Source organism: Paraburkholderia sp. BR14320 (genome assembly GCF_040948665.1).
Classification (GTDB): Bacteria; Pseudomonadota; Gammaproteobacteria; order Burkholderiales; family Burkholderiaceae; genus Paraburkholderia; species Paraburkholderia youngii.
This window is the reverse complement of the sequence record NZ_JBFPKG010000020.1, coordinates 73,828-94,675: the sequence shown is the minus strand read 5'-3', so window position 1 is coordinate 94,675 and position 20,848 is coordinate 73,828. Positions and strand designations below refer to the sequence as shown.

At 66.4% G+C, this 20,848-nt stretch carries 16 protein-coding genes; 13 read left to right on the top strand and 3 right to left on the bottom strand.

Annotation, left to right across the window (positions count from 1 at the left end):
- Positions 1-316 precede the first annotated feature (316 nt).
- The 9 genes from fusA (at position 317) to AB3X89_RS19790 (ending at position 12,378) form a co-directional block, all read left to right on the top strand.
- On the top strand, positions 317-2,425 hold the full coding sequence (gene fusA / locus AB3X89_RS19830) for an elongation factor G (RefSeq protein WP_368584776.1): 2,109 nt from the start codon (positions 317-319) through the stop codon (positions 2,423-2,425).
- A gap of 160 nt (positions 2,426-2,585) precedes the next feature.
- Positions 2,586-3,113: a cupin domain-containing protein gene (locus AB3X89_RS19825; RefSeq protein WP_368584775.1), complete on the top strand. Its 528-nt coding sequence runs from the start codon at positions 2,586-2,588 to the stop codon at positions 3,111-3,113.
- A 48-nt stretch (positions 3,114-3,161) separates the two neighbouring features.
- Positions 3,162-4,256: a HoxN/HupN/NixA family nickel/cobalt transporter gene (locus tag AB3X89_RS19820; RefSeq protein WP_368584774.1), complete on the top strand. Its 1,095-nt coding sequence runs from the start codon at positions 3,162-3,164 to the stop codon at positions 4,254-4,256.
- A gap of 231 nt (positions 4,257-4,487) precedes the next feature.
- Positions 4,488-6,161, top strand: a complete 1,674-nt coding sequence (locus AB3X89_RS19815; protein WP_368584773.1) for an ABC transporter substrate-binding protein — start codon at positions 4,488-4,490, stop codon at positions 6,159-6,161.
- 40 nt (positions 6,162-6,201) lie between these two features.
- A complete protein-coding gene (locus tag AB3X89_RS19810) occupies positions 6,202-7,230 on the top strand; it encodes an ABC transporter permease (protein WP_368584772.1) in 1,029 nt (342 codons plus the stop codon).
- Positions 7,227-8,141, top strand: coding sequence for an ABC transporter permease (locus AB3X89_RS19805; protein ID WP_368584771.1), 915 nt, complete (start codon positions 7,227-7,229; stop codon positions 8,139-8,141). Before AB3X89_RS19810 ends, AB3X89_RS19805 begins: the two co-directional genes overlap by 4 nt.
- Positions 8,138-10,327 (top strand): ABC transporter ATP-binding protein, encoded by a 2,190-nt coding sequence (locus AB3X89_RS19800; protein WP_368584770.1) that lies wholly within the window; start codon positions 8,138-8,140, stop codon positions 10,325-10,327. The genes AB3X89_RS19805 and AB3X89_RS19800 overlap by 4 nt, the downstream gene beginning before the upstream one ends.
- A gap of 408 nt (positions 10,328-10,735) precedes the next feature.
- On the top strand, positions 10,736-11,218 hold the full coding sequence (locus AB3X89_RS19795) for a hypothetical protein (RefSeq protein ID WP_368584769.1): 483 nt from the start codon (positions 10,736-10,738) through the stop codon (positions 11,216-11,218).
- Between the two features lie 698 nt (positions 11,219-11,916).
- Positions 11,917-12,378 carry a Rap1a/Tai family immunity protein gene (locus AB3X89_RS19790; protein WP_368584768.1) on the top strand — a complete coding sequence of 154 codons (462 nt, stop codon included), beginning with the start codon at positions 11,917-11,919 and terminating at the stop codon, positions 12,376-12,378.
- A gap of 79 nt (positions 12,379-12,457) precedes the next feature.
- Here the strand turns inward: AB3X89_RS19790 and AB3X89_RS19785 are convergent, their stop codons facing one another.
- Positions 12,458-13,303, bottom strand: a complete 846-nt coding sequence (locus AB3X89_RS19785; RefSeq protein ID WP_368584767.1) for an aldo/keto reductase — start codon at positions 13,301-13,303, stop codon at positions 12,458-12,460.
- 196 nt (positions 13,304-13,499) lie between these two features.
- On the opposite strand from AB3X89_RS19785, the gene AB3X89_RS19780 reads away from it, so the two are divergent.
- Positions 13,500-14,246, top strand: a complete 747-nt coding sequence (locus tag AB3X89_RS19780) for a GntR family transcriptional regulator (RefSeq protein ID WP_013090333.1) — start codon at positions 13,500-13,502, stop codon at positions 14,244-14,246.
- 73 nt (positions 14,247-14,319) lie between these two features.
- Here the strand turns inward: AB3X89_RS19780 and AB3X89_RS19775 are convergent, their stop codons facing one another.
- Complete coding sequence (locus tag AB3X89_RS19775) at positions 14,320-15,729, bottom strand: CoA transferase (RefSeq protein ID WP_368584766.1); 1,410 nt, start codon at positions 15,727-15,729, stop codon at positions 14,320-14,322.
- A 124-nt stretch (positions 15,730-15,853) separates the two neighbouring features.
- On the opposite strand from AB3X89_RS19775, the gene AB3X89_RS19770 reads away from it, so the two are divergent.
- On the top strand, positions 15,854-17,095 hold the full coding sequence (locus AB3X89_RS19770; protein WP_368584765.1) for a citrate/2-methylcitrate synthase: 1,242 nt from the start codon (positions 15,854-15,856) through the stop codon (positions 17,093-17,095).
- Positions 17,096-17,163: 68 nt separating this feature from the next.
- On the opposite strand, the gene AB3X89_RS19765 is transcribed toward AB3X89_RS19770, so the two are convergent.
- The gene (locus AB3X89_RS19765; protein WP_368584764.1) at positions 17,164-17,469 is read right to left on the bottom strand and encodes a DUF2917 domain-containing protein; all 306 of its coding nucleotides are present in this window, start codon (positions 17,467-17,469) and stop codon (positions 17,164-17,166) included.
- A 183-nt stretch (positions 17,470-17,652) separates the two neighbouring features.
- On the opposite strand from AB3X89_RS19765, the gene AB3X89_RS19760 reads away from it, so the two are divergent.
- Both AB3X89_RS19760 and mdtD read left to right on the top strand, forming a co-directional pair.
- Positions 17,653-19,071, top strand: coding sequence for a PLP-dependent aminotransferase family protein (locus AB3X89_RS19760; protein ID WP_368584763.1), 1,419 nt, complete (start codon positions 17,653-17,655; stop codon positions 19,069-19,071).
- A gap of 204 nt (positions 19,072-19,275) precedes the next feature.
- A complete protein-coding gene (mdtD, locus tag AB3X89_RS19755) occupies positions 19,276-20,661 on the top strand; it encodes a multidrug transporter subunit MdtD (protein ID WP_368584798.1) in 1,386 nt (461 codons plus the stop codon).
- Positions 20,662-20,848: the final 187 nt, after the last annotated feature.

Below are 20,848 nucleotides of genomic sequence, written 5' to 3'. Positions count from 1 at the left end.
GCCCCTGCGCGGCCCGCAGACGGCCACCCGAGCGTCCCCGTAAGTTGCCACTAGCCAGCCCGACCGTCCGCCGCGCTTTCCAGAAAAACCCGGCGCCTCAACCCGAGGCGCCGGGTTTTTTTCCGCCCGCGCAGCCCCGCGCGGCCGCCCTTCGCGCCGGCTGGCAGGATTCATGCAAAAGACCAATCGACGCGCTATCCTTGTAATCTCGATTTGGTAACGCCACATAAAGCACTAAAGCACCACCCAGACTCCCCGGACGGCTTACGCGGTCGCCCGGCATGCGTTTCAGGCGCGCCATTACAAGGAGATTCACGTGCCCCGCAAGACTCCCATCGAGCGCTACCGGAATATCGGCATCAGCGCTCACATCGATGCCGGCAAAACCACCACCACCGAACGGATCCTGTTCTACACCGGCGTGACCCACAAGATCGGCGAGGTTCACGACGGTGCGGCGACGATGGACTGGATGGAACAGGAGCAGGAGCGCGGCATCACGATCACGTCGGCGGCCACGACCGCGTTCTGGAAAGGCATGGCCGGCAACTATCCCGAGCATCGGATCAACATCATCGACACCCCCGGGCACGTCGACTTCACGATCGAAGTCGAGCGCTCGATGCGCGTGCTCGACGGCGCGTGCATGGTGTACGACTCGGTCGGCGGCGTGCAGCCGCAATCGGAAACCGTGTGGCGCCAGGCGAACAAGTACAAGGTGCCGCGCATTGCGTTCGTCAACAAGATGGATCGCGTCGGCGCGGACTTCTTCCGCGTGCAGCGGCAGATCGGCGAACGCCTGAAGGGCGTCGCCGTGCCGATCCAGATTCCGATCGGCGCGGAAGAGCACTTCCAGGGTGTGGTCGACCTCGTCAAGATGAAGGCGATCTACTGGGACGACGCGAGCCAGGGCATCAAGTTTGAATATCGCGACATTCCGGCCGAACTCGCCGCAACGGCGAAGGAATGGCACGACAAGATGGTCGAGGCCGCGGCCGAGGCGAACGAGACACTGCTCGAAAAGTACCTGGGCGGTGAGCATCATCTGACCGAAGAAGAAATCAAGCAGGGTATTCGCGCACGCACGATCGCCAATGAGATCGTGCCGATGCTGTGCGGCAGCGCATTCAAGAACAAGGGCGTGCAGGCGATGCTCGACGCGGTGATCGACTATCTGCCGTCGCCGGTCGACGTGCCCGCGATCACCGGTCACGACGAGCACGACAAGGAGATCGAGCGCCATCCGAACGACGACGATCCGTTCTCGGCGCTCGCCTTCAAGATCATGACCGACCCGTTCGTCGGCCAGTTGATTTTCTTCCGCGTGTACTCGGGCGTCGTCAATTCGGGCGACACGGTCTACAACGCGGCCAAGGAAAAGAAGGAGCGCCTCGGCCGCATCCTGCAGATGCATGCGAACGAGCGCAAGGAAATCAAGGAGGTCTACGCGGGCGACATCGCCGCGGCCGTCGGCCTGAAGGAAGCGACCACCGGCGACACGCTGTGCGATCCGAATCATGTGATCATCCTCGAAAAGATGATCTTCCCGGACCCGGTGATCTCGCAGGCCGTCGAGCCGAAGACCAAGGCCGACCAGGAGAAGATGGGCATCGCGCTGAATCGTCTCGCGCAGGAGGACCCGTCGTTCCGCGTGCAGACCGACGAGGAATCCGGACAGACGATCATCTCCGGCATGGGCGAGCTGCATCTGGAAATTCTGGTCGACCGGATGAAGCGCGAGTTCGGCGTCGAAGCAACTGTCGGCAAGCCGCAAGTCGCCTATCGCGAGACGGTGCGCAACAAGGTCGAGGACGTCGAAGGCAAGTTCGTCAAGCAGTCGGGCGGCCGCGGCCAGTACGGTCACGCGGTGATCGCGCTCGAACCTTCCGAACAGGGCAAGGGCTACGAGTTCGTCGACGCGATCAAGGGCGGCGTGATTCCGCGCGAATTCATCCCGGCCGTCGACAAGGGCATCCAGGAAACGCTGAAAGCCGGCGTGCTGGCGGGCTATCCGGTCGTCGACGTGAAGGTCACGCTGACCTTCGGTTCGTACCACGACGTCGACTCGAACGAAAACGCGTTCCGCATGGCTGGCTCGATGGCGTTCAAGGAGGCGATGCGCAAGGCGAAGCCCGTGCTGCTCGAACCGATGATGGCCGTCGAGGTGGAAACACCCGAGGACTTCATGGGCAACGTGATGGGCGACCTGTCGAGCCGGCGCGGCATGGTGCAAGGCATGGAAGACATCGCGGGCGGCGGCGGCAAGCTGGTGCGTGCGGAGGTGCCGCTCGCCGAGATGTTCGGCTACTCGACGTCGCTGCGCTCGGCCACTCAGGGCCGCGCGACTTATACGATGGAGTTCAAGCACTACGCCGAAACTCCGAGCAACGTCGCCGAGGCCGTGATCAACGCGAAGAAGCAATGACGCTGACGCGGCGCCGCTGAGCGTCATCAGTCGAAGCCCGCTCCCTGTGAGCGGGCTTTTTTTTCGTGGCGCCGTTGGCATCGTCGTGCCACACAACCGTTTTTTGAACGTGCCAGAATGTCGAACAGGTACGCGGCACCCAAGCCGAGGAGGACGCACGATGAGCCAGGATCACGAACATCCGCATTACCGGGCCGAGCACGAAGCCGCCGAAACCGGCGGACAGATCGACTGGCGCGAGCACGGCGTGAAGGTCATCCGCGGCGATCAGCTCGACACCAACACCGCGCAAACGCCGGGCATGAACCGCGCGGCTGCGATCAACGCGGCGCGCGTCGGCGCGCAGAAGATCTGGGCCGGCACCGTAACGATCCATCCGAACGCGAAGACCGGCGCGCATCATCACGGCGCGCTCGAAAGCGTGATCTACGTGGTGCGCGGCCAGGCGCGCATGCGCTGGGGCGAGCATCTGGAATTCACCGCCGAGGCCGGTCCCGGCGACTTCATCTTCGTGCCGCCCTACGTGCCGCATCAGGAGATCAACGCGAGCACCGACGAGCCGCTCGAATGCGTGCTCGTACGCAGCGACAACGAAGCGGTCGTCGTTAATCTGAACATCGACGCGGTCGAGCAGCCCGAAACGGTCTACTGGGTCGATCCGATCCACAAGCATCCGCACGATCACTGAGTCGCTCATGCCTGCTCATTCACCTGCCGACTGACCCGCCCGCGCCACATGACGCCTACCGCTTCGCTGCGCCGTCGCCTCGCCACGCTCTACGCGGTGCTGATCGTCGCCAACCTCGGCGCATGGCTGTGGGCGCTGATCGCGTTTCGCCACTACCCGCTGCTGCTCGGCACCGCGCTGCTCGCGTATGGCTTCGGTCTGCGTCATGCGGTCGACGCCGACCACATCGCGGCGATCGACGCCGTCACGCGCAAGCTGATGCAAACGGGCAAGCGCCCCCTCGGCATCGGGCTCGCGTTTTCGCTCGGACACTCGACCATCGTGATCGCGGCGACGATCGGCATCGCGTGGACCACGCATTCGCTGCATGGGCGCTTCGAGAGCCTCAAGGAACTCGGCGGCACGCTCGGCACGCTGGTTTCGGCGACGTTCCTGCTGGTGCTCGCGGCGGTCAATCTTGTGATCCTGCGCGATGTGTGGCGTCGCTACCGGCACGCGCAACACGCTGGCGCGGCGGCCACCGCGTCAACCGATTCGCTCGCCCCAGCCGGGCTGCTGTCGCGTGCGTTGCGGCCGCTGTTCCGGCTGGTCACCCAAAGCTGGCACATGTACCCGGTCGGCGTGCTGTTCGGGCTCGGCTTCGATACCGCGACCGAGATCGGCCTGCTCGCGATCGCCGCGTCGCAGGCGAGCACCGGTCTGCCGCTCTACTCGATCCTCGTGTTCCCCGCGCTCTTCACGGCCGGCATGACGCTCGTCGATTCAACCGATAACGTGCTGATGGTGCATGCATACGGCTGGGCGATGGATGACCCGAAGCGCAAGCTGTACTACAACGCGAGCATCACGTTCGTGTCGGCGGTGGTCGCGACCGTGATCGGCGGCATCGAGGCGTTGGGACTACTGTCGGACCGCTTCGGCTGGAGCGGCGGCGTGTTGGATGCGATCGCCCGCATCAACGATCATTTCGGCGCGCTCGGCTATGCGATCGTCGCGGCCTTCATGGCGTGCTGGATCGGCTCGGTGCTGTTTCATCGCTGGAGACGGCCCGTTGTCCCCGAAGCGGCAGGTCAGCAGGTTTTTCCAGTGTCCCGCCATTCCCTCCGTAATCGCGACCACCTCTCGCGCGCACGTGTCCGGTAAACGTTGTGACGACGACACACCGCCCCTCATTTATCGGCGGACCGGCTAACGCGGCACGCCAGAGCCGCGAGCAATCGCTTACACTGAAACCGCTCTGCGCAGCGTTGCGCCTTCGCGACCGCGGCCCCGTCACCTCGCGCCGCCCATCGGGAAGCGCGCTGCCTTCCGCGCTGTCGCGCCGCTCGCGCGACGCTTCGGAACCAGCAATAGAACGGACTGGACACGCCATCGATGAAAACGCCAGCGGACCGATTTCTCGCCCCTGATGCATTGAACGAAGCCCGCCTCGCCGCCGACGCCTACGGCAACCACGCCCTCGACGAGTTCCTCGCCGGCCGGATCACGCGCCGCGAACTGCTGCGTTACGCGAGCGTGATCGGTCTTTCACTCGCGGGCGGCGGCTTGCTCGGCGCGCCGCGAGCGAGGGCGCAAGGTGCGCCGGCCCCGACGAACCAGACCATTCGCGTCGCGCATCTGACGCCGGCGGGCGCCGTCGATCCGCTAACGGTCACCGACGCCGCGAGTCTCGCGCTGCTAAACCAGACCGGCGAATTCCTGATCGACGACGACGGCGAGAAGCTGATGCTCAAACCCGCGCTCGCGCTGTCGTGGAAGCCGAACGACAAGGGCGACGTGTGGACCTTCAAGCTGCGCCCCAACGTCAAATTCCACGACGGCCAGAGCTTCGGCGCGAAAGACGTGGTCGCCACCTTCGACCGTCTCGCCGATCCCGCGAGCGGCTCGGCCGCGCTGTCGGTATTGAAGGGCGTGCTGTCCAAAGGCGGTGCGAAGGTCGTCGACGAACACACGGTCGAATTTCATCTCGACGCGCCGATCGGCAATTTCCCCTACTACGTATCCTCGGATAATTACAACGCGGTGATCCTGCCCGCGAATTTCGCGGGCAACTACGAAAAGAGCTTCATCGGCACCGGCCCGTTCAAACTCGAAAAGTATCAGCCGAAGGTCGGCGCGTCGTTCGTGCGCAATCCCGACTACTGGGGCGACAAAGCGTTACCGCAACGCGTACAGTTTTCGTTCTATGCGGACGAACAGGCGCAACTGCTCGCGCTGCAAGGCCACCAGGCCGACGTGATGGGCACCTTCACCGTGCAGGGCGGCGCGGCCATCCTGAACAATCCGGACTACAAGGCAGTGGGCGTGAAGTCGAGCGCGCATCGGCAGATTCACATGCGCAACGACAGCCCGCTCTTCAAGGACAAACGCGTGCGCCAGGCGCTCGCGTTGTCGCTCGATCGCGACGTGCTCGTGCGCGGTCTCTTCAAGGGTCGCGCGCAACTCGGCAACGACAGCCCGTTCGCGCCGGTGTTTCCGTCGTCGGATGCAGGCGTGCCGCAACGCAAGATCGACGTCGCGAAGGCGAAGCAGTTGCTCGCGCAAGCCGGCGTGCCGAACGGTTTCGATGTCACGCTGACCACCGAAAAATACATGGAGATTCCAGACCTCGCGGTCGTCGTGCAGAACGCCGCGAAGGCGATCGGCGTGCGCATTAATCTGAAGGTCGAGAGCCAGTCGCTGTACTACGGCGCGGGCACGCCGGGCAAATCCGACTGGCTCGACGCGCCGCTCGGCATCACCGACTACGGTCATCGCGGCGTGCCGAACGTGTTCCTCAACGCGACGCTGACGAGCAACGGCACGTGGAATGCTGCGCACTTCAAGAATCCGCAATACGATCAACTGGTCGCGCAGTTCGTCTCGGCGATCGACCTCGCCACGCAGAAGAAACTCTCCGGACAGATCCAGACGCTGCTGCTCGACGAAACGCCGTTGATCATCCCGTTCTTCTACGATCAGCTGATCGCGATGCGCAAGGGCGTGAACGGCGTGCGCTTCACCGCGCTCGCGCAGCTGTATTTCGATCGCGCGACGCTGAGCGCGTAGGTACCGCGCTGCTCAACGCACCTCCGCACGAGAACTCACGATGTCGGCTCCGGCGCCCGCTCCCGCCTCGAACCCATCGCGTTTGCCGCGCGCGACGAACGGCAACGCAGGCCGCGTCGCGCGTTTTCTGGCGACGCGCGTGGGTCTGTCGCTGATCACGCTGTGGCTGCTGTCGCTGATCGTGTTCGCGGGCGGCCAGTTGCTGCCCGGCGATATCGGCCGCGCGGTGCTCGGGCCGCTCGCCGATGCGCGCGCGGTCGCCGCGCTCAACCATCAGCTCGGCGCCGATCGGCCGCTGCTCACGCAATACATCGACTGGATCACGCACTTCGTGCGCGGCAACATGGGGCTGTCGTACGCGTATCGCGAACCGGTCGGGCCCTTCATCGCCGATGCGCTCGGACATTCGGCGAAGCTCGGCCTCTTCGCATTCATCGTCGTCGTGCCGCTCGGCATTGCGGGCGGCGTGTGGTCGGCGATGCATGCGGGACGCTGGCTCGATCGCACGATCAGCATTGCCGGTTTGTCGGCGACCGTGGTGCCGGAGTTCGTGTCATCGATCGTGCTGATCCTCGTGTTCGGCGTGTGGCTGCGCTGGCTGCCGATCGAAGCTTCGTTCCCGCCCGATGCAAGCGTGCTCGAACAGCTGCGGCATCTGGTGCTGCCGGTGCTGCCGCTCGTCTTCGTATTCTTCGGCTATATCGCGCGGATGGCGCGCGCGGGCACCGTCGAAGCGCTCGACGCCGACTACACGCGCACCGCGATCCTCAAGGGCCTGCCGCGCCACGTCGTGATCTGGCGGCACGTGCTGCGCAACGCGCTGCTGCCGACGATCACCGTGGCCGCCACCCAGCTCGGCTACATGATCGGCGGACTCGTGGTGGTCGAGACGCTGTTCCACTACCAGGGCATCGGCTCGCTGATCTACAACGCCGCCAAGGCGAAGGACTTTCCGATGCTCGAAGCGGGCGTGCTGACGATCGGCGTCGTCTATACGCTCGCGAATCTGGTCGCCGATGCGCTGCATGTGCTGCTCAATCCGCGGCTGCGGGTGAGGACCGCCGAATGAATACGAGCGTGCCGCCGGCTTCTTCAACGCCACCGGGCGTACCCGCGCCGGGCGCACCGGGCTCCGCGCCACGCGCGCCCGCCGAGCCACGCTTCCCGCGCCTGCTCCTGCTACTGAGTTCGCCGACCTTCCTCGTGGGCGCGCTGATCGTCGCGTGGTGGATCGTCTGCGCGATCGCCGGGCCCTGGTTCGTGCATCTCGATCCGTACGCGTCCGATCCGCTCAATTCGCTCACGCCGCCCGATCGCACGCACTGGTTCGGCACCGATCAGCTCGGCCGCGACGTGTTCTCACGCGTGATCGTCGGCGCGCGCGACATCCTGACCATCGCGCCGCTCGCGACGCTGCTCGGCACCGCGGCGGGCACCGCGCTCGGCCTGCTGGTCGGCTACTTCGACGGGTGGGTCGACGACGTGATCGGCCGCGTGATCGATGCGGTGCTCGCGCTGCCGCTCGTGATCATCGCGCTGCTCGCGCTCGCGGCGGTCGGCGCATCGAATCTCACGGTGATTCTCGTGATCGGCCTCACCTTCACGCCGATCACCGCGCGCACCGTGCGCGCCGCCGTATTCGCCGAGCGCCATCTCGACTACGTGGCCGCCGCGCAGCTGCGCGGCGAACGCGCCCCGTACATCATGTTCGTGGAGATCCTGCCCAACGTGCTGCCGCCGATCGTCGTCGAAGCAACGGTGCGGCTCGGCTATGCGATCTTCGCGGTCGCGACGCTGTCGTTTCTCGGCTTCGGCATCCAGCCGCCGTCGGCCGACTGGGGGCTCGCGCTGTCCGAGTCGTACACGCTGATGGCGGGCGGCGCGTGGTGGACCGTCGTGTTCGCGGCGGGCGCGATCGCGTCGCTGGTGGTCGGCGTCAATCTGATCGCCGACAGCGTGCAGGGAGTGCTCGACCGATGAACGGCGCGCCGCCCTCCTCGTTCGCCGCGTTCGACGTGTCGAAGAGCGATCGCACCGATGCGCTGACCGTGGTCGGCCTGACGGTCACCTACCGGATTCGCGGACGCGATCGCGAAGTGCTGCAAGACGTGTCGTTTCGCGTGCGGCGCGGCGAGGCGTATGGACTCGTCGGCGAATCGGGCTGCGGCAAGTCGACCGTCGCGATGGCGACGCTGCGCTACCTGCCGCGCAACGGCAAGGTGAAGGCCGGCAAGATCGCGATCGCCGGCGCGGACGTGCAGAAGCTCGGCGCCGATGCGCTGCGCAGCATGCGGGCGACGACCGTCTCGATGGTCTATCAGGACCCGGGCCGCGCGCTGAACCCATCGCTGACGATTGCCCGCCAGATATCCGAAGCATTCGAGGCGGCCGGCGTCGCACGCGACGAAGCGTTGCATCGCACGCTCGAGATGTTGCAGCGCGTGCGTATCGCGGCGCCCGAGCGCGTGATGGACAGCTATCCGCATCAATTGTCGGGCGGCATGCAGCAACGCGTCGTGATCGCGATGGCGCTCGCGTCGAACCCCGCGCTGCTGATTCTCGACGAACCGACCACCGGCCTCGACGCGACCGTTGAAGCGGAAGTGCTCGACCTCGTCGCGCAGTTACGCGAGGAGCTCGGCACCGCGGTGCTGTTCATCAGCCACAACCTCGCGGTGATCGGCCGCATGTGCGAACGTGTCGGCGTGCTGTACGCGGGCAAGCTGGTCGAGGAAGGCGCGACCCAGGACGTGTTCGCGCGGCCGCGTCATCCGTACACGGTCGGGCTGCTGCGCTGCCTGCCGAGCGCCGGACGCAGCAAGGACCGCGAGCGGCTCGATACGATCGCGGGCGGCTTGCCGTTGCCGGGCTCGGTCACGCAGGGCTGTATCTACGCGGAGCGCTGCCGTCTCGCCGACGAGCGCTGCCGGCGCGACGCGCCGCCGCCCTATCGGCTCGGCGCTGCGCATGGCGATCAGATGGCGCGCTGCCACTATCACGAGCGCGCGATCGAATTGCCGCGGGCGGCATCGAGCGAGGCGCCGGTGGTGGCCGCATCATCCAACGCGGCGGCGCGCGCGTCCTCCGCGCCGGTCTTGCGCGCTCGCAACCTGTCGAAAACATTCCACGTATCCGGCGCGCCGCTGCGCGCGGTCGATGACGTGTCGCTCGAACTCGCGAGCGGCGAGACGCTCGGCCTCGTCGGCGAATCGGGCAGCGGCAAGACGACGCTCGCGCGGCTGATGCTCGGCCTGCTCGCACCCGATGCCGGCGGCGTGCTCGAACTCGACGGCGCACCGCTCGCCGCGCGCGTCACGCGACGCAGCGACGAGCAGCTGAAGTCGCTGCAGATCGTGTTCCAGAATCCGGACTCGGCGCTCAATCGCGCGCATTCGGTCAAGCGGCTGATCGGTCGTGCGCTCGCGCGCTTCACCGCGCTGCGCGGACGCCAGATCGACGAAAGGCTCGGCACGCTGACGGACGCCGTGCGGCTGCCCGAGCGCTATCTCGACGCACGTTCGCGCCAGCTATCGGGTGGACTCAAGCAGCGCGTCGCGATTGCGCGCGCGTTTGCCGGCGAACCACGCGTCGTAGTTTGCGATGAGCCGACTTCATCGCTCGACGTGTCGGTGCAGGCCGCGATCCTGAATCTGCTCGCCGATCTGCAGCGCGAGCGCGGCGTCAGCTACGTGTTCATCTCGCACGATCTGCACGTGGTGCGCTATGTGTCGGATCGCATCGCGGTGCTCTATCTCGGCCGGCTGCTCGAAATCGGCCCGGCGGCGGCCGTGTTCGATGGGCCGCAGCATCCGTATACCGAGGCGCTGTTGTCCGCCGTGCCGACGCTGCCGGGCGACGGTGCAACCGGCGAAGTGCATCAACGCACGCGCATCCATCTGACGGGCGAGTTGCCCGGGCCCGGCGCGATGCCGTCGGGCTGCGTCTTTCACACGCGCTGTCCGCGCAAGCTCGGCGCGATCTGCGAGCAGCAGGACCCGCCGTTCCTCGACGCCGGCGGCGCCGCTGAGTCGCCTTCCGCGCACCGGATTCGCTGCCATATTCCGGTCGCCATTCTGCGCGAGCTGCAATGCGAGCCGCGCGACGACAACGCGGGCAACACGACGAACGGCGCCGCTTCCGACGACGCGTCGGAAAACGCCAGCTAGCGTCAATTCGAACCTCATCGACGTCGCGTGACGCGGCGTCATCCAGCACAGCGCCCCCTTAACGAATCCCGCGTCGGAAACACGCTTTTGCGTCCGCGCGTTTCATCGTCGCAACGTTTTCGGGCGTTTTTCCGGCGTGCGCATCGCACATCCCGAGATCGCCCGCGTCGCTTCAAGGCTCGGCGATGCGTGGCATGGATATCGCTAAATTTGCGGCCAGAGATTCGAAGCCACCCCGGGCGCGCAACGCCGCGCACATCCGCACGACGAGCGTCACCACGCGATGACGCGACCTCAAGCGATCAGCACGGCAGCGACGCGCGGGCAACTTCGGCACGACGGACTCGGGGTTCGACAAGACCCGCGTGCAGACAGGTCGGCCGCCGCTGTGGCAGCTGGAGACGCGCGATGAAAATCAGAAAATCAGATCGGCATTGCTGCGCAATGATGCGCCGCGCAGCGGTGCTCGCGGGGGCGGCGGTGCTGGCGGGCGAGGCCGCGTACGGGGCGTCGACGGACGTGATCGCTCGCTCGACGGTGTTGGCCGACGCGTCGCCGGCGCAAACCGGAGATTCAGCGCCGCTGCTGCTCGCGCAGAACGACGACGCGGCGACCGCCGCCACGGCCGCCGACGATGCCGCCTCGGTGTTCGCGCCGGTAGGCTGCGGCGGGCTTGGCGGTCCGGGCTGCGGCCGGCTCGGCGGCGGCAGTGGCAACGGCAGCGGTAGTGGCGGCGCGGCGGGTTCGAGCAATAGCGGGGCTGGCGCAAACGGTAACAGCGGCGCCGGGGCGGCGGGTTCAGGGAGCGGAAGTGGGAGTGGCGGTGCGGGCACGGGCGGTAAGGGAAATAGCGGCGGCGGAAGCAATGGTGGTAGCAGTAGTGGGGGCTGAACTGGTGGGGGTGGCAGTGGTGGCGGTGGAAGCGGTGGAGGCGCAAGCGGTGGAGGCGCAAGCGGCGGTGGCGGTGGCGGTGGCGGTGGCGGTGGCGGTGGCGGTGGCGGTGGCGGTGGAAGTGGAAGTGGAAGCGGAAGTGGAAGCGGAAGCAGCGGCGGCAGCGGGAGCGGCAGCTGCGGTTGCGGAGGCTCAAGCGGTGGCCCGAGTGGTGGTTTCGGCGGCGCGCATGGTGGAGGCTTTGGCGGCGGGTTTGGCGGTGGCTTCGGTGGCGGGTTCGGCGGAGGCTTTGGCGGAGGCTTCGGCGGCGGTCACGGAGCCAAGGGTGGCGGCAGCGGCGGCAGTGGCAACGGTGGCGGGAACGGGCACTAGGCGTCGCCCGTTGCCTTGGGTAGGGAGCCCGCGCCCTACCCGCCGGCGACATGTCCCGGCATACTGTCCGCTATCCGCTGGCAACGGCGGTGGCGTCCCGATCCCCCGGTCGGGCGTCACCGCCGCAGGCCGGCCGGAGCGGCCCACCCGCCTGCGGCGCGCGCTGACGGAATCGCCTGGAGCGCGCGCGAGCCGCGCCTCGCATCGTCGCGCGAACCGCACCGCGAGCGGCGGGAACACAACCTCCACTGCGTGTGAGTGTTATGGAACCAATCCGAAACGACCGCCTCATATCAAATTCATCGTTCGATATGAGGGCCCACAACATGCATAGAAGTGTCCCCCCCTCCGCGACCCGCACGGCAGCCGCCGTGCTGATGGCTAGCGCCCTGGGCCTCGCATCGCTCGCCAATGCGCAAACACCCGCGCAGCCAATGGCGCAAACCTTGTCGCAAGCGGCGCCACCGGTCGACCCGAGCTTCTCCGCCTACTCGCTCGTACAGAGCTGCAAACAGCGCCACGACAACGTCGCGCAAGGGCAATGCGTCGGCGCGATCCGCGGCATCATCCACGGTTATCAGTACGGCGTGCTGTTCCTCGCCCAACGCACCACCTTCCCCGTCAACGAAACCCAGCGCGTGTCGCTATGCCTGCGCGACGTGCCGGTGTCGTCGATCGTCGACGACTTCCTCGCCGATGCCGCCCAGGTACCGGACGACGCGCTGCAGCACACCCCCGCCGAAGTCGCCGTGCTCGGCTCCGTGCATCAGCACCACCCCTGCACCTGAGCGCCGCGTCAGCGGGCGTCCACAGCGCTTCGGGCCTCGCGCGCCGCCGCTCCGCAACGGACGGCGGCCGCGCCAGCGCTTACAGCATCTCCAGCGCACGCTTGCCGCGCGGCGGCTTGAAATACGCGTCGAGCGCGGCGAGTTCGCCCGCTTCCAGCACCAGTTGCGACGCGCGATGGTTGTCGCGCACATGCTCGACCCGCGCCGCCTTCGGAATCGCGCACACATTGGGCTTGCCCAGCACCCACGCGAGCGCCACCTGAAACACGGAGACGCCGCGCGCGTCGGCGATGTCGTCGAGCGGCGAGCGTTTCGGCAGCCGCGCATGATCGATCGGGCTGTACGCCATCGCCGGCATGTCGCGCGCGCCGAGCCATGGCAGCAGATCGAACTCCGGCCCGCGCCGCGCCACGTTGTACAGAATCTGGTTGGTCGCGCACGCGTCGCCGCCTGGCGTCGCGACGAGTTCTTCCATGTCGTCGGTATCGAAGTTGCTCACGCCCCAGTGACGGATCTTGCCCGCGCGCCGCAGTGCCTCGAAGCCATCGACGGTGTCCGCGAGCGGCACCGAGCCACGCCAGTGCAGCAGATACAGATCGAGCCGGTCCGTCTTCAGGCGCTTCAAGCTTTGCTCGCACGCGGCGATCGCGCCGCGTCGGCTAGCGTTGTGCGGATACACCTTGCTGACCAGAAACACCTTGTCGCGCAAACCGTCGAGCGCTTCGCCGAGCAGCGACTCGGTCGCGCCGTCGCCGTACATTTCGGCGGTGTCGATCAGCGTCATGCCGAGTTCGATGCCGCAGCGCAGTGCATCGATTTCCGCCGCGCGCCGTGCCCGCTGCTCGCCCATCTCCCACGTGCCCTGCCCCAGCGCCGGAATGCGCTCGCCGTCCGGCAAGCTCACGCTTGCGATCTCGCTCGTCATGCTGACTCCTTCGAAAGTGGCTCGATCCGGATGCGATGCAATTGCGCGAGACCTCACCGCGCAACGCATGCTACGAAAAATCTGGAGACGAGTTTAGCGGCTCCGCGGCCTCACGACGGCGCGCCAGGCAAAAGCCCGCTATAACGGGGCGCGCCGATGTTTTAAAATTGCCGCTTGCCCATCTTGCGTGAGCCCCATGACCTCTGCCTCGGAAGACCGCTGGCGCGACCTGCGCCCGGACCCGGAAAACGACACGCCGCTCTATCTGCAACTTGCCCGCAAGCTCGGCAGCGCGATCCACGAAAACCGCTGGAACGCCGGTGAAGCGCTCCCCTCGGAGCGGGTGCTGTCGGAGGCGCTCGGCGTATCGCGCATCACGTCGCGTAAGGCGATCGCTCTGCTCGTCGAGCAGGGTTTGATCCGCCGCACCCAAGGCGCGGGCAGCTTCATCACGCCGCGCTATGAAGATCCGTTGTCGCGCCTGTCGAGCTTCAGCGAAATGCTGCGGCGGCGCGGCTTCACGCCGAGTTCGAAGTGGCTGTCGCGCGAAATCTCGCCGGCCAATCGCGATGAAGTGATCCAGTTGGGGCTGTCGCCGGCCGCCGCGGTCACGCGGCTGCGACGACTGAGACTCGCCGACGGCATCGTGATGGCGGTCGAGAATTCCACATTCCCGGCCGCTGTGATTCCCGATCCGCAGGCAATCGGCGACTCGCTGTACACGTATCTGGAGAATCGCGGACTGACGATCGTGCGCGCGTTGCAGCATTTTCGCGCGGTGAACGCGAGTGACGAGATCGCGCAGCAGATGAGCATCGCGCCGAACGAGGCGTTGTTGTTGATCACGCGCGTGGGCTATACCGCGGATCAGCGCGCGATCGAGTTGACGGATACGTACTGCCGCAACGATTACTACGACTTCGTGGCGGAGTTGAGGAAGTAGGCTGCGACTCGGTGAATGGTCGGACGGCCGGGCGCGCCGCGGTTCAAACTCCACCGCGGCGCACGCTACCCTGTTAAGTCCACCGGGCTTCGTGCGCGCCGATGCGCGCCGGCGGCAGCGCATAAAACGCCGGCGTCTGTTCCAGTTCTTCGGCGGGCTGAACGCCGAGCACACACCCAAACTCCGATTGCACGCTCGCGACGCAATCGCGCACATGGTCGAGCGACATTTCCGGCACCTGCGGTCCATCGGCCAGCAACCCGAACGACTGCAGCCAGCGCCCGGTCTGCGCAAGCGACACCTTCACATGCCAGCTGCCACCCTCGCGTGCCCGCCGCGCGAGCGCGACCATCGCGCCGAACGCGGCCAGATAGCCGGTCGCGTGATCGAGCGCCTGACACGGCAGATGCCGCGGCTCGGCCGAACCCGCCGCCGCACGCTCCGTCCACGCGATGCCGCTCGCCGACTGCACCAGACTGTCGAAGCCGCGTCGCTGCGCCCACGGCCCCGTGTACCCGTACGCGCAAACCGACACATAGACGATGCCAGGCCGCAGCCGCGCCAGCTCGTCCGGCCCGAAGCCGCGCGCCGCGAGCGCGCCCGGACGATAGGCTTGCAGGAACACGTCGGCATCGCGCGCGAGTCCGCGCAACGTGTCGCAGCCAGCGGCGTCGCGCAGATCGACGAGCGCCGAACGCTTGCCGCGTCCGTTGTCGATCACGAGCGGCGCGATGTTCGGCAGATGCGGCCCGTTGATCGTCATCACGTCGGCGCCATGATGCGCGAGCGCGCGACCGGCCACCGGTCCCGCGATGATCCGTGACAGATCCAGCACCCGCACGCACGCGAGCGGACGGTCGATGCCGGGCGCGGCGTCGGCATCGGCATGGCGCGGCGGCTCGGCCGGCGCGTCGCCGATGCGCTCGATCTCGAACAGCGGCAAGCGCGCGATCGCTTTGGCCTGCTCGAGCGCGGCCCATTCGTCGGGCGTGCGAATCAAGGCGGCGCATAGGCCCGCGTCGGCGAGCGTTTGATCGAGCGTCGCGCCCTCCCAGCCGCGAATCGCGGCCGCCACCGATTCCCGGCCGTTGTCACAGCCGAGCACATCGAGCACGCCCTTCAAGTGATGCGCAAAATTCGTGTGCAGCTGGATCCAGCGGCCGTCGCCCGTTTCGTAGAAGCCTGTGACCGGATCGCGCAGCGCGGGCGGTGGCCCATCGTCGATCCGCAGATAGCGTTCGCTGCGAAACGCCGCCAGCGCGCGACGCATCTGCACCGACACCCGTTGCCTGCGTCCGCTGCGCAGGCGCCAGTATTCGGCGGCCGCGAGGCCTGTCGCCGCGATGGTCGACGACGCGAGGCTGCCGACGTGATAGACCGACGGCAAGCCGGGGTCCGCGCCGGCGAGCGACACGGCGTGCAGCGCGACCGGATCGCAGCCGGCGAGGGTCCAGATGTGCTTGAGGGCGAGTTCGGGTGTCATGGGATCGGGCGCGTTGACTGCGGACAGGAAGCAGGTGCACCGAGTCTAAATTTACGCCTTGCTGCAATCAATCTTGATTATGATAATCAATATATATTGATTTCTTCGGTTTTCACGCGCTTTCATGTCAGCCCCGATTTATCTGACCGCCGCCGAAGCGGCCGCGACGCTCGGCGTCAGCCTGCCGACCTTGTACGCGTACGTGAGCCGCGGCATGCTCGGCTCGTCGCCCGATGCGCAAGGCAGACATCGCCTCTACGATGCCGCCGAGGTGCGCCGCCTCGCGCGTCGCAAGGCGGACGGCAAGCGCGCCGGCAAGGTCGCGCAGAAGGTGCTCGACTGGGGCGTGCCGGTGCTCGAATCGTCGATCACGCTGGTCGCGGACGGTCGGCTGCTGTATCGCGGGCACGATGCGATCGAGCTCGCACGCAGTGCGTCACTCGAAGACGTCGCGGCGCTGCTGTGGCAATGCAGCGCGCGGCGCATCGCCGATGCGCCCGCCGTGCCGCTCGCCCCCGCGCAATGGGCGGCGTGGCTCAAGCTGTGGAGTGACAGCACGCCGCTCGATCGCGCGCTCGTGCTGCTGCCGGCCGCCGCCGCGCAGATGCCGCGCGTGTGGGCGCTTGGCCGCGACGCGCAACTCGACACCGCGTGCGCGGTGATGCGGCTGCTGGCCGCCGCGATGCTGCCGGCGGCAACGTCGAACGAACCGCTGCATCGGCAGATCGCGACGGCCTGGCGGGTGCGCAGCCGGCAACAAAGCGGGCTGCTGCGCGCGGCGCTGGTCGCGTGCGCGGATCACGAGCTGAACGCGTCGACGTTCACGGTGCGCTGCATTACGTCGACGGGCACGCATTTGTTCGGCGCGGTCGCGGGCGGCCTCGCGGCGCTCTCCGGGCCGCGTCACGGCGGCGAAACCGTGCGCATTGCCGCGCTGCTCGATGAAGCGTCGCGCTCGCCCGATCTGGACCGCTATCTGGCGAACCGGCTCGCGCGGCACGAGCACGGCGCGCAAGGTCCGGTGCTGTCGGGCTTCGGTCATCCGCTCTATCCGGACGGCGATCCGCGCGCGCGGTTGTTGCTGACGATGCTCGCCGACTGCGCGCCGGCCCGCTCGCCGCTCAACGAGGTGCTGCAGCTTGCGCGAGCGGTGCGCGACACGACCGGCGCGGAGCCGACGGTGGATTTCGCGCTTGCGGCGATCGAGCGCGTGCTCGGCTTGCCGACCGGCGCCGCATTCACGCTGTTTGCGCTCGGGCGGGTGGTCGGCTGGATCGCGCACGCGATGGAGCAGACGCGCGATGGCCGGTTGATCCGGCCGCGAGCGCGGTATATCGGGGAGTATGAGGCGGGAGGGGCTGCTTAGGGGCTGCTTAGGGGCTGCTTACGGGCTACGTCCGGCCTGCAAAGCGGCGGCTCGCCGGTTGCCCCGCATCAGACTACGCTCGGCCGACGCGCCAGCCAGGCCGGGATCGGCCAGCCGAGTAGCAGCGTCGGCAGCTTGCGCTGCGAGCCGCTCGCCAGCGCGAAACGCGCCCCTTCCCGCCCCGCGCTGATCCATGCCACCGATCCACGCGCCAACTCGATCGACTGCCCTGCCGCCAGCCAGTGATCTGCATACTCGCCCTCGACGGTCAGCCAGATGTTGCCGCTGATCATCTTGAAAATCGACGGACGCGTAACCCGCCAGGCCGTGACGGGCTCGCCATGTTCCAGTTCGAAAACTCGCACTTCTCGCATCGCCGTTCTCCTCGAAGAACTATCTGTTGTACCGATTATTGGCGTGCGATGATCGGAAACCCATGCACAGTTCCGAACACTTTCATCGGAACTGTTCAGTCAAAAAACCGAACAGTTGGCATGGCTCGCGCGACGCAGGTTAAAAGCTTGTGGGCTCGCCAGCCGGCGACACAAGGCAAGCGTATGAAACTCGAAATCCAGCTCGATCGGGACAACGGCGTACCGCTTACCGAGCAGATCGTCATGGGCGTTTCGGCGTGGATCCGTTCGCGCAATGCGCATCCTGGCTCGAAGCTGCCGTCGATTCGCCAGTTCGCCGCCGACTTCGGCGTAAGCCGCTTTCCGGTGATCGAGGCATACGACCGGTTGGTGTCGCTCGGCTATGTCGACTCGCGCCACGGCTCCGGCTTTTACGTCGCCGATCGCCAGCCGACGGACATGCGCTGTCAGGGCACGTCGGACCCGCGCCGCGCCGATGTCGAATCGGACCATTTGCTCGAACAATTCAACTTTCCGGGCGAGACGCTGAAGCTCAGCACCGGTTTTATTCCCGAAAGCTGGCGCGACATCGACGGCATTGCGCAGGCGATCCGCCATGTGTCGCGAACCGATCCGCCGAGCATGGTCGAGTACGCGACGCCGCTCGGCAATCCCGTCTTGCGCGAGCAGTTGCGCGGCCGCATTGGGCAGTTGGGCATCCAGGCGGACGCGTCGCAGATTCTGATCACCAATGGCGCGAGCCAGGCGTTCGATCTGCTGGTGCGCTACATGCTGAAGCCTGGCGACACGATCTTTGTCGAGGACCCCGGTTACTACAACCTGTACGGCCTGTTGCGACTGCACGGCATGAAGCTGATCGGCATTCCGCGCACCGGCAGCGGTCCCGACCTCGACGTGATGCAGGCGCAACTGAAGCTGCACCGGCCTAGACTGCTGCTCATCAACACCGTGTTCCACAATCCGACCGGCACCACGGTCGCACCGCAGGTCGCGTTCCGTTTGCTGCAAATGGCGCGTGAGCATGGCTTCCATATTGTCGAAGACGACATCTACGCGGATTTTCAGACTGACCTCACCGATCGCCTCTCGACCCTCGACCAACTCGAACAGGTGATCTACATCGGCGGATTGTCGAAGACGCTGTCGTCGTCGCTACGGATCGGCTGCGTGGTTGCGAATCACGCGATCATCAAGGATCTGGTCGATATCAAGATGCTGACGAGCATCGGCGGCTCGCGGTTTGCCGAAGCGGTGGCGGTGTCGATGCTGGAACGCGGCGCGTATCGCAAGTATCTGGAGCGACTGCGCCGCCAGATGCGCGGCGCGCTCGGCTCGACCGTCCAGACACTCGAAGATGCCGGCTGGGAGATTTTCGAAGAACCGGCGGGCGGCAAGTTCGTGTGGGCGCGCGTGCCTCATGTCGCGGACGCCGAGCGACTCGTTGAATGCGGTGTGCCGCTCGGTGTGACGGTGCTGCCTGGACAACACTTCAGGCCGAACCGGGAGCCGAGCCCGTGGATCAGGATTCATGTAGCGTTTGGCAACGATCCACGGGCGCAGGCGTTTTTTCATGCGGCGGCGCAGTTGCCGGCTGATGCGTGAACATCGCGCACAGCGCCGCCGCGACGCAGCGCTGGCACCTGCGCAAGACTGCGCCGCTCGCTGCGCCGGGACCCGCTTTTCCCTAAAATAGCGAGTCCCAGCCCGACCGAGCGCGCCCAGCCGCTTCATATGTCCACGACGCCGACTCCGCCCGCCCTCGCTCCCGACATCCCCTCTGGCCCTTCGCCCCGCGCACTGACGGTGATGCTGTGGCTGGTCGCCACCGGCTTTTTCATGCAGACGCTCGATTCGACGATCGTCAACACCGCGCTCCCCGCGATGGCGACGAGCCTCGGCGAGCTGCCGCTGCGCATGCAATCGGTGGTGATCGCCTACTCGCTGACGATGGCGGTGATGATCCCCGTATCTGGCTGGCTCGCCGACAAACTCGGCACGCGGCGCGTGTTCTTCAGTGCGATCCTCGTGTTCGCGGTGGGCTCGCTGCTGTGCGCGAACGCGCACACGCTGAATCAACTGGTGCTCTTCCGCATTCTGCAAGGCGTGGGCGGCGCGATGCTGCTGCCGGTTGGGCGGCTCGCGGTGCTGCGTACCTTTCCGGCGGAGCGCTATCTGCCGGCGTTGTCGTTCGTGGCGATCCCAGGCCTGATCGGACCGTTGATCGGCCCGACGCTCGGTGGCTGGCTCGTCAAAATCGCGTCGTGGCACTGGATCTTTCTGATCAACGTGCCGGTGGGCATCGTGGGCTGCATTGCCACGTTTATCTTCATGCCGGATAGCCGCAATGAACACACGGGCAAATTCGACCTCGGCGGCTACCTGCTGCTGGTGGTGGGCATGGTGGCAATTTCGTTCGCGCTCGACGGCCGCACCGAGTTCGGCATCCAACATGCGACGGTGCTGGTGCTGCTGATTCTGAGCATGGCGTGCTTCGTTGCCTATGGTCTGCACGCGGTGCGCGAGCCCGCGCCGATTTTTCCGCTCGATCTGTTCAAAATCCACACGTTTAGCGTCGGACTGCTCGGCAATCTGTTCGCGCGGATCGGCAGCGGCTCGATGCCCTACCTGATTCCTTTGCTGTTGCAGGTGAGCCTCGGCTATAGCGCATTCGAAGCCGGGCTGATGATGCTGCCCGTGGCAGCCGCGGGTATGGCAACGAAGCGTCTCGTGACGACGCTGATTCTGAGGTACAGCTACCGGCGCGTGCTGATGGCGAACACGATTCTGGTCGGCCTGATGATGGCGAGCTTCGCGCTTACGAGCACGAATCAGCCGCTGTGGCTGCGGCTCGTGCAACTGGCGATCTTCGGCGGCGTAAACTCGATGCAGTTCACCGCGATGAACACGTTGACGCTGAAGGACCTCGGCACCGGCGGCGCGAGCAGCGGCAATAGCCTGTTTTCGCTCGTGCAGATGCTTTCGATGAGTCTCGGCGTGACCGTGGCCGGTGCGTTGCTGACGACCTTTACCGGCATCATGCAGCGCGTGACTGCCGCAAATTCGCTGCCCGCGTTTCATGCGACGTTCCTGTGTGTCGGCATCATTACCGCATGTTCGTCGTGGATCTTTGCGCAGCTGTCGCCGGAGATCCGCACGCCGGCGAAAAAGACCGATCCGTCGGAGCGCACCTGAAATCCGCGCGGGCCGGGACGACGCATCCTCGCGCGCTTGCAAACGGATTTCCTGGCACCGCTCCACGCGGCCCCGCACGCCGCATCCCTGAACAGCGTCACCGACCCGCAACAGGGCGCGTCCCGCACCAGTGAAGTGCGTGTCATCGCCTTCGTACCGGAGCGGGCGCACGATGTTTGGCTCGGAG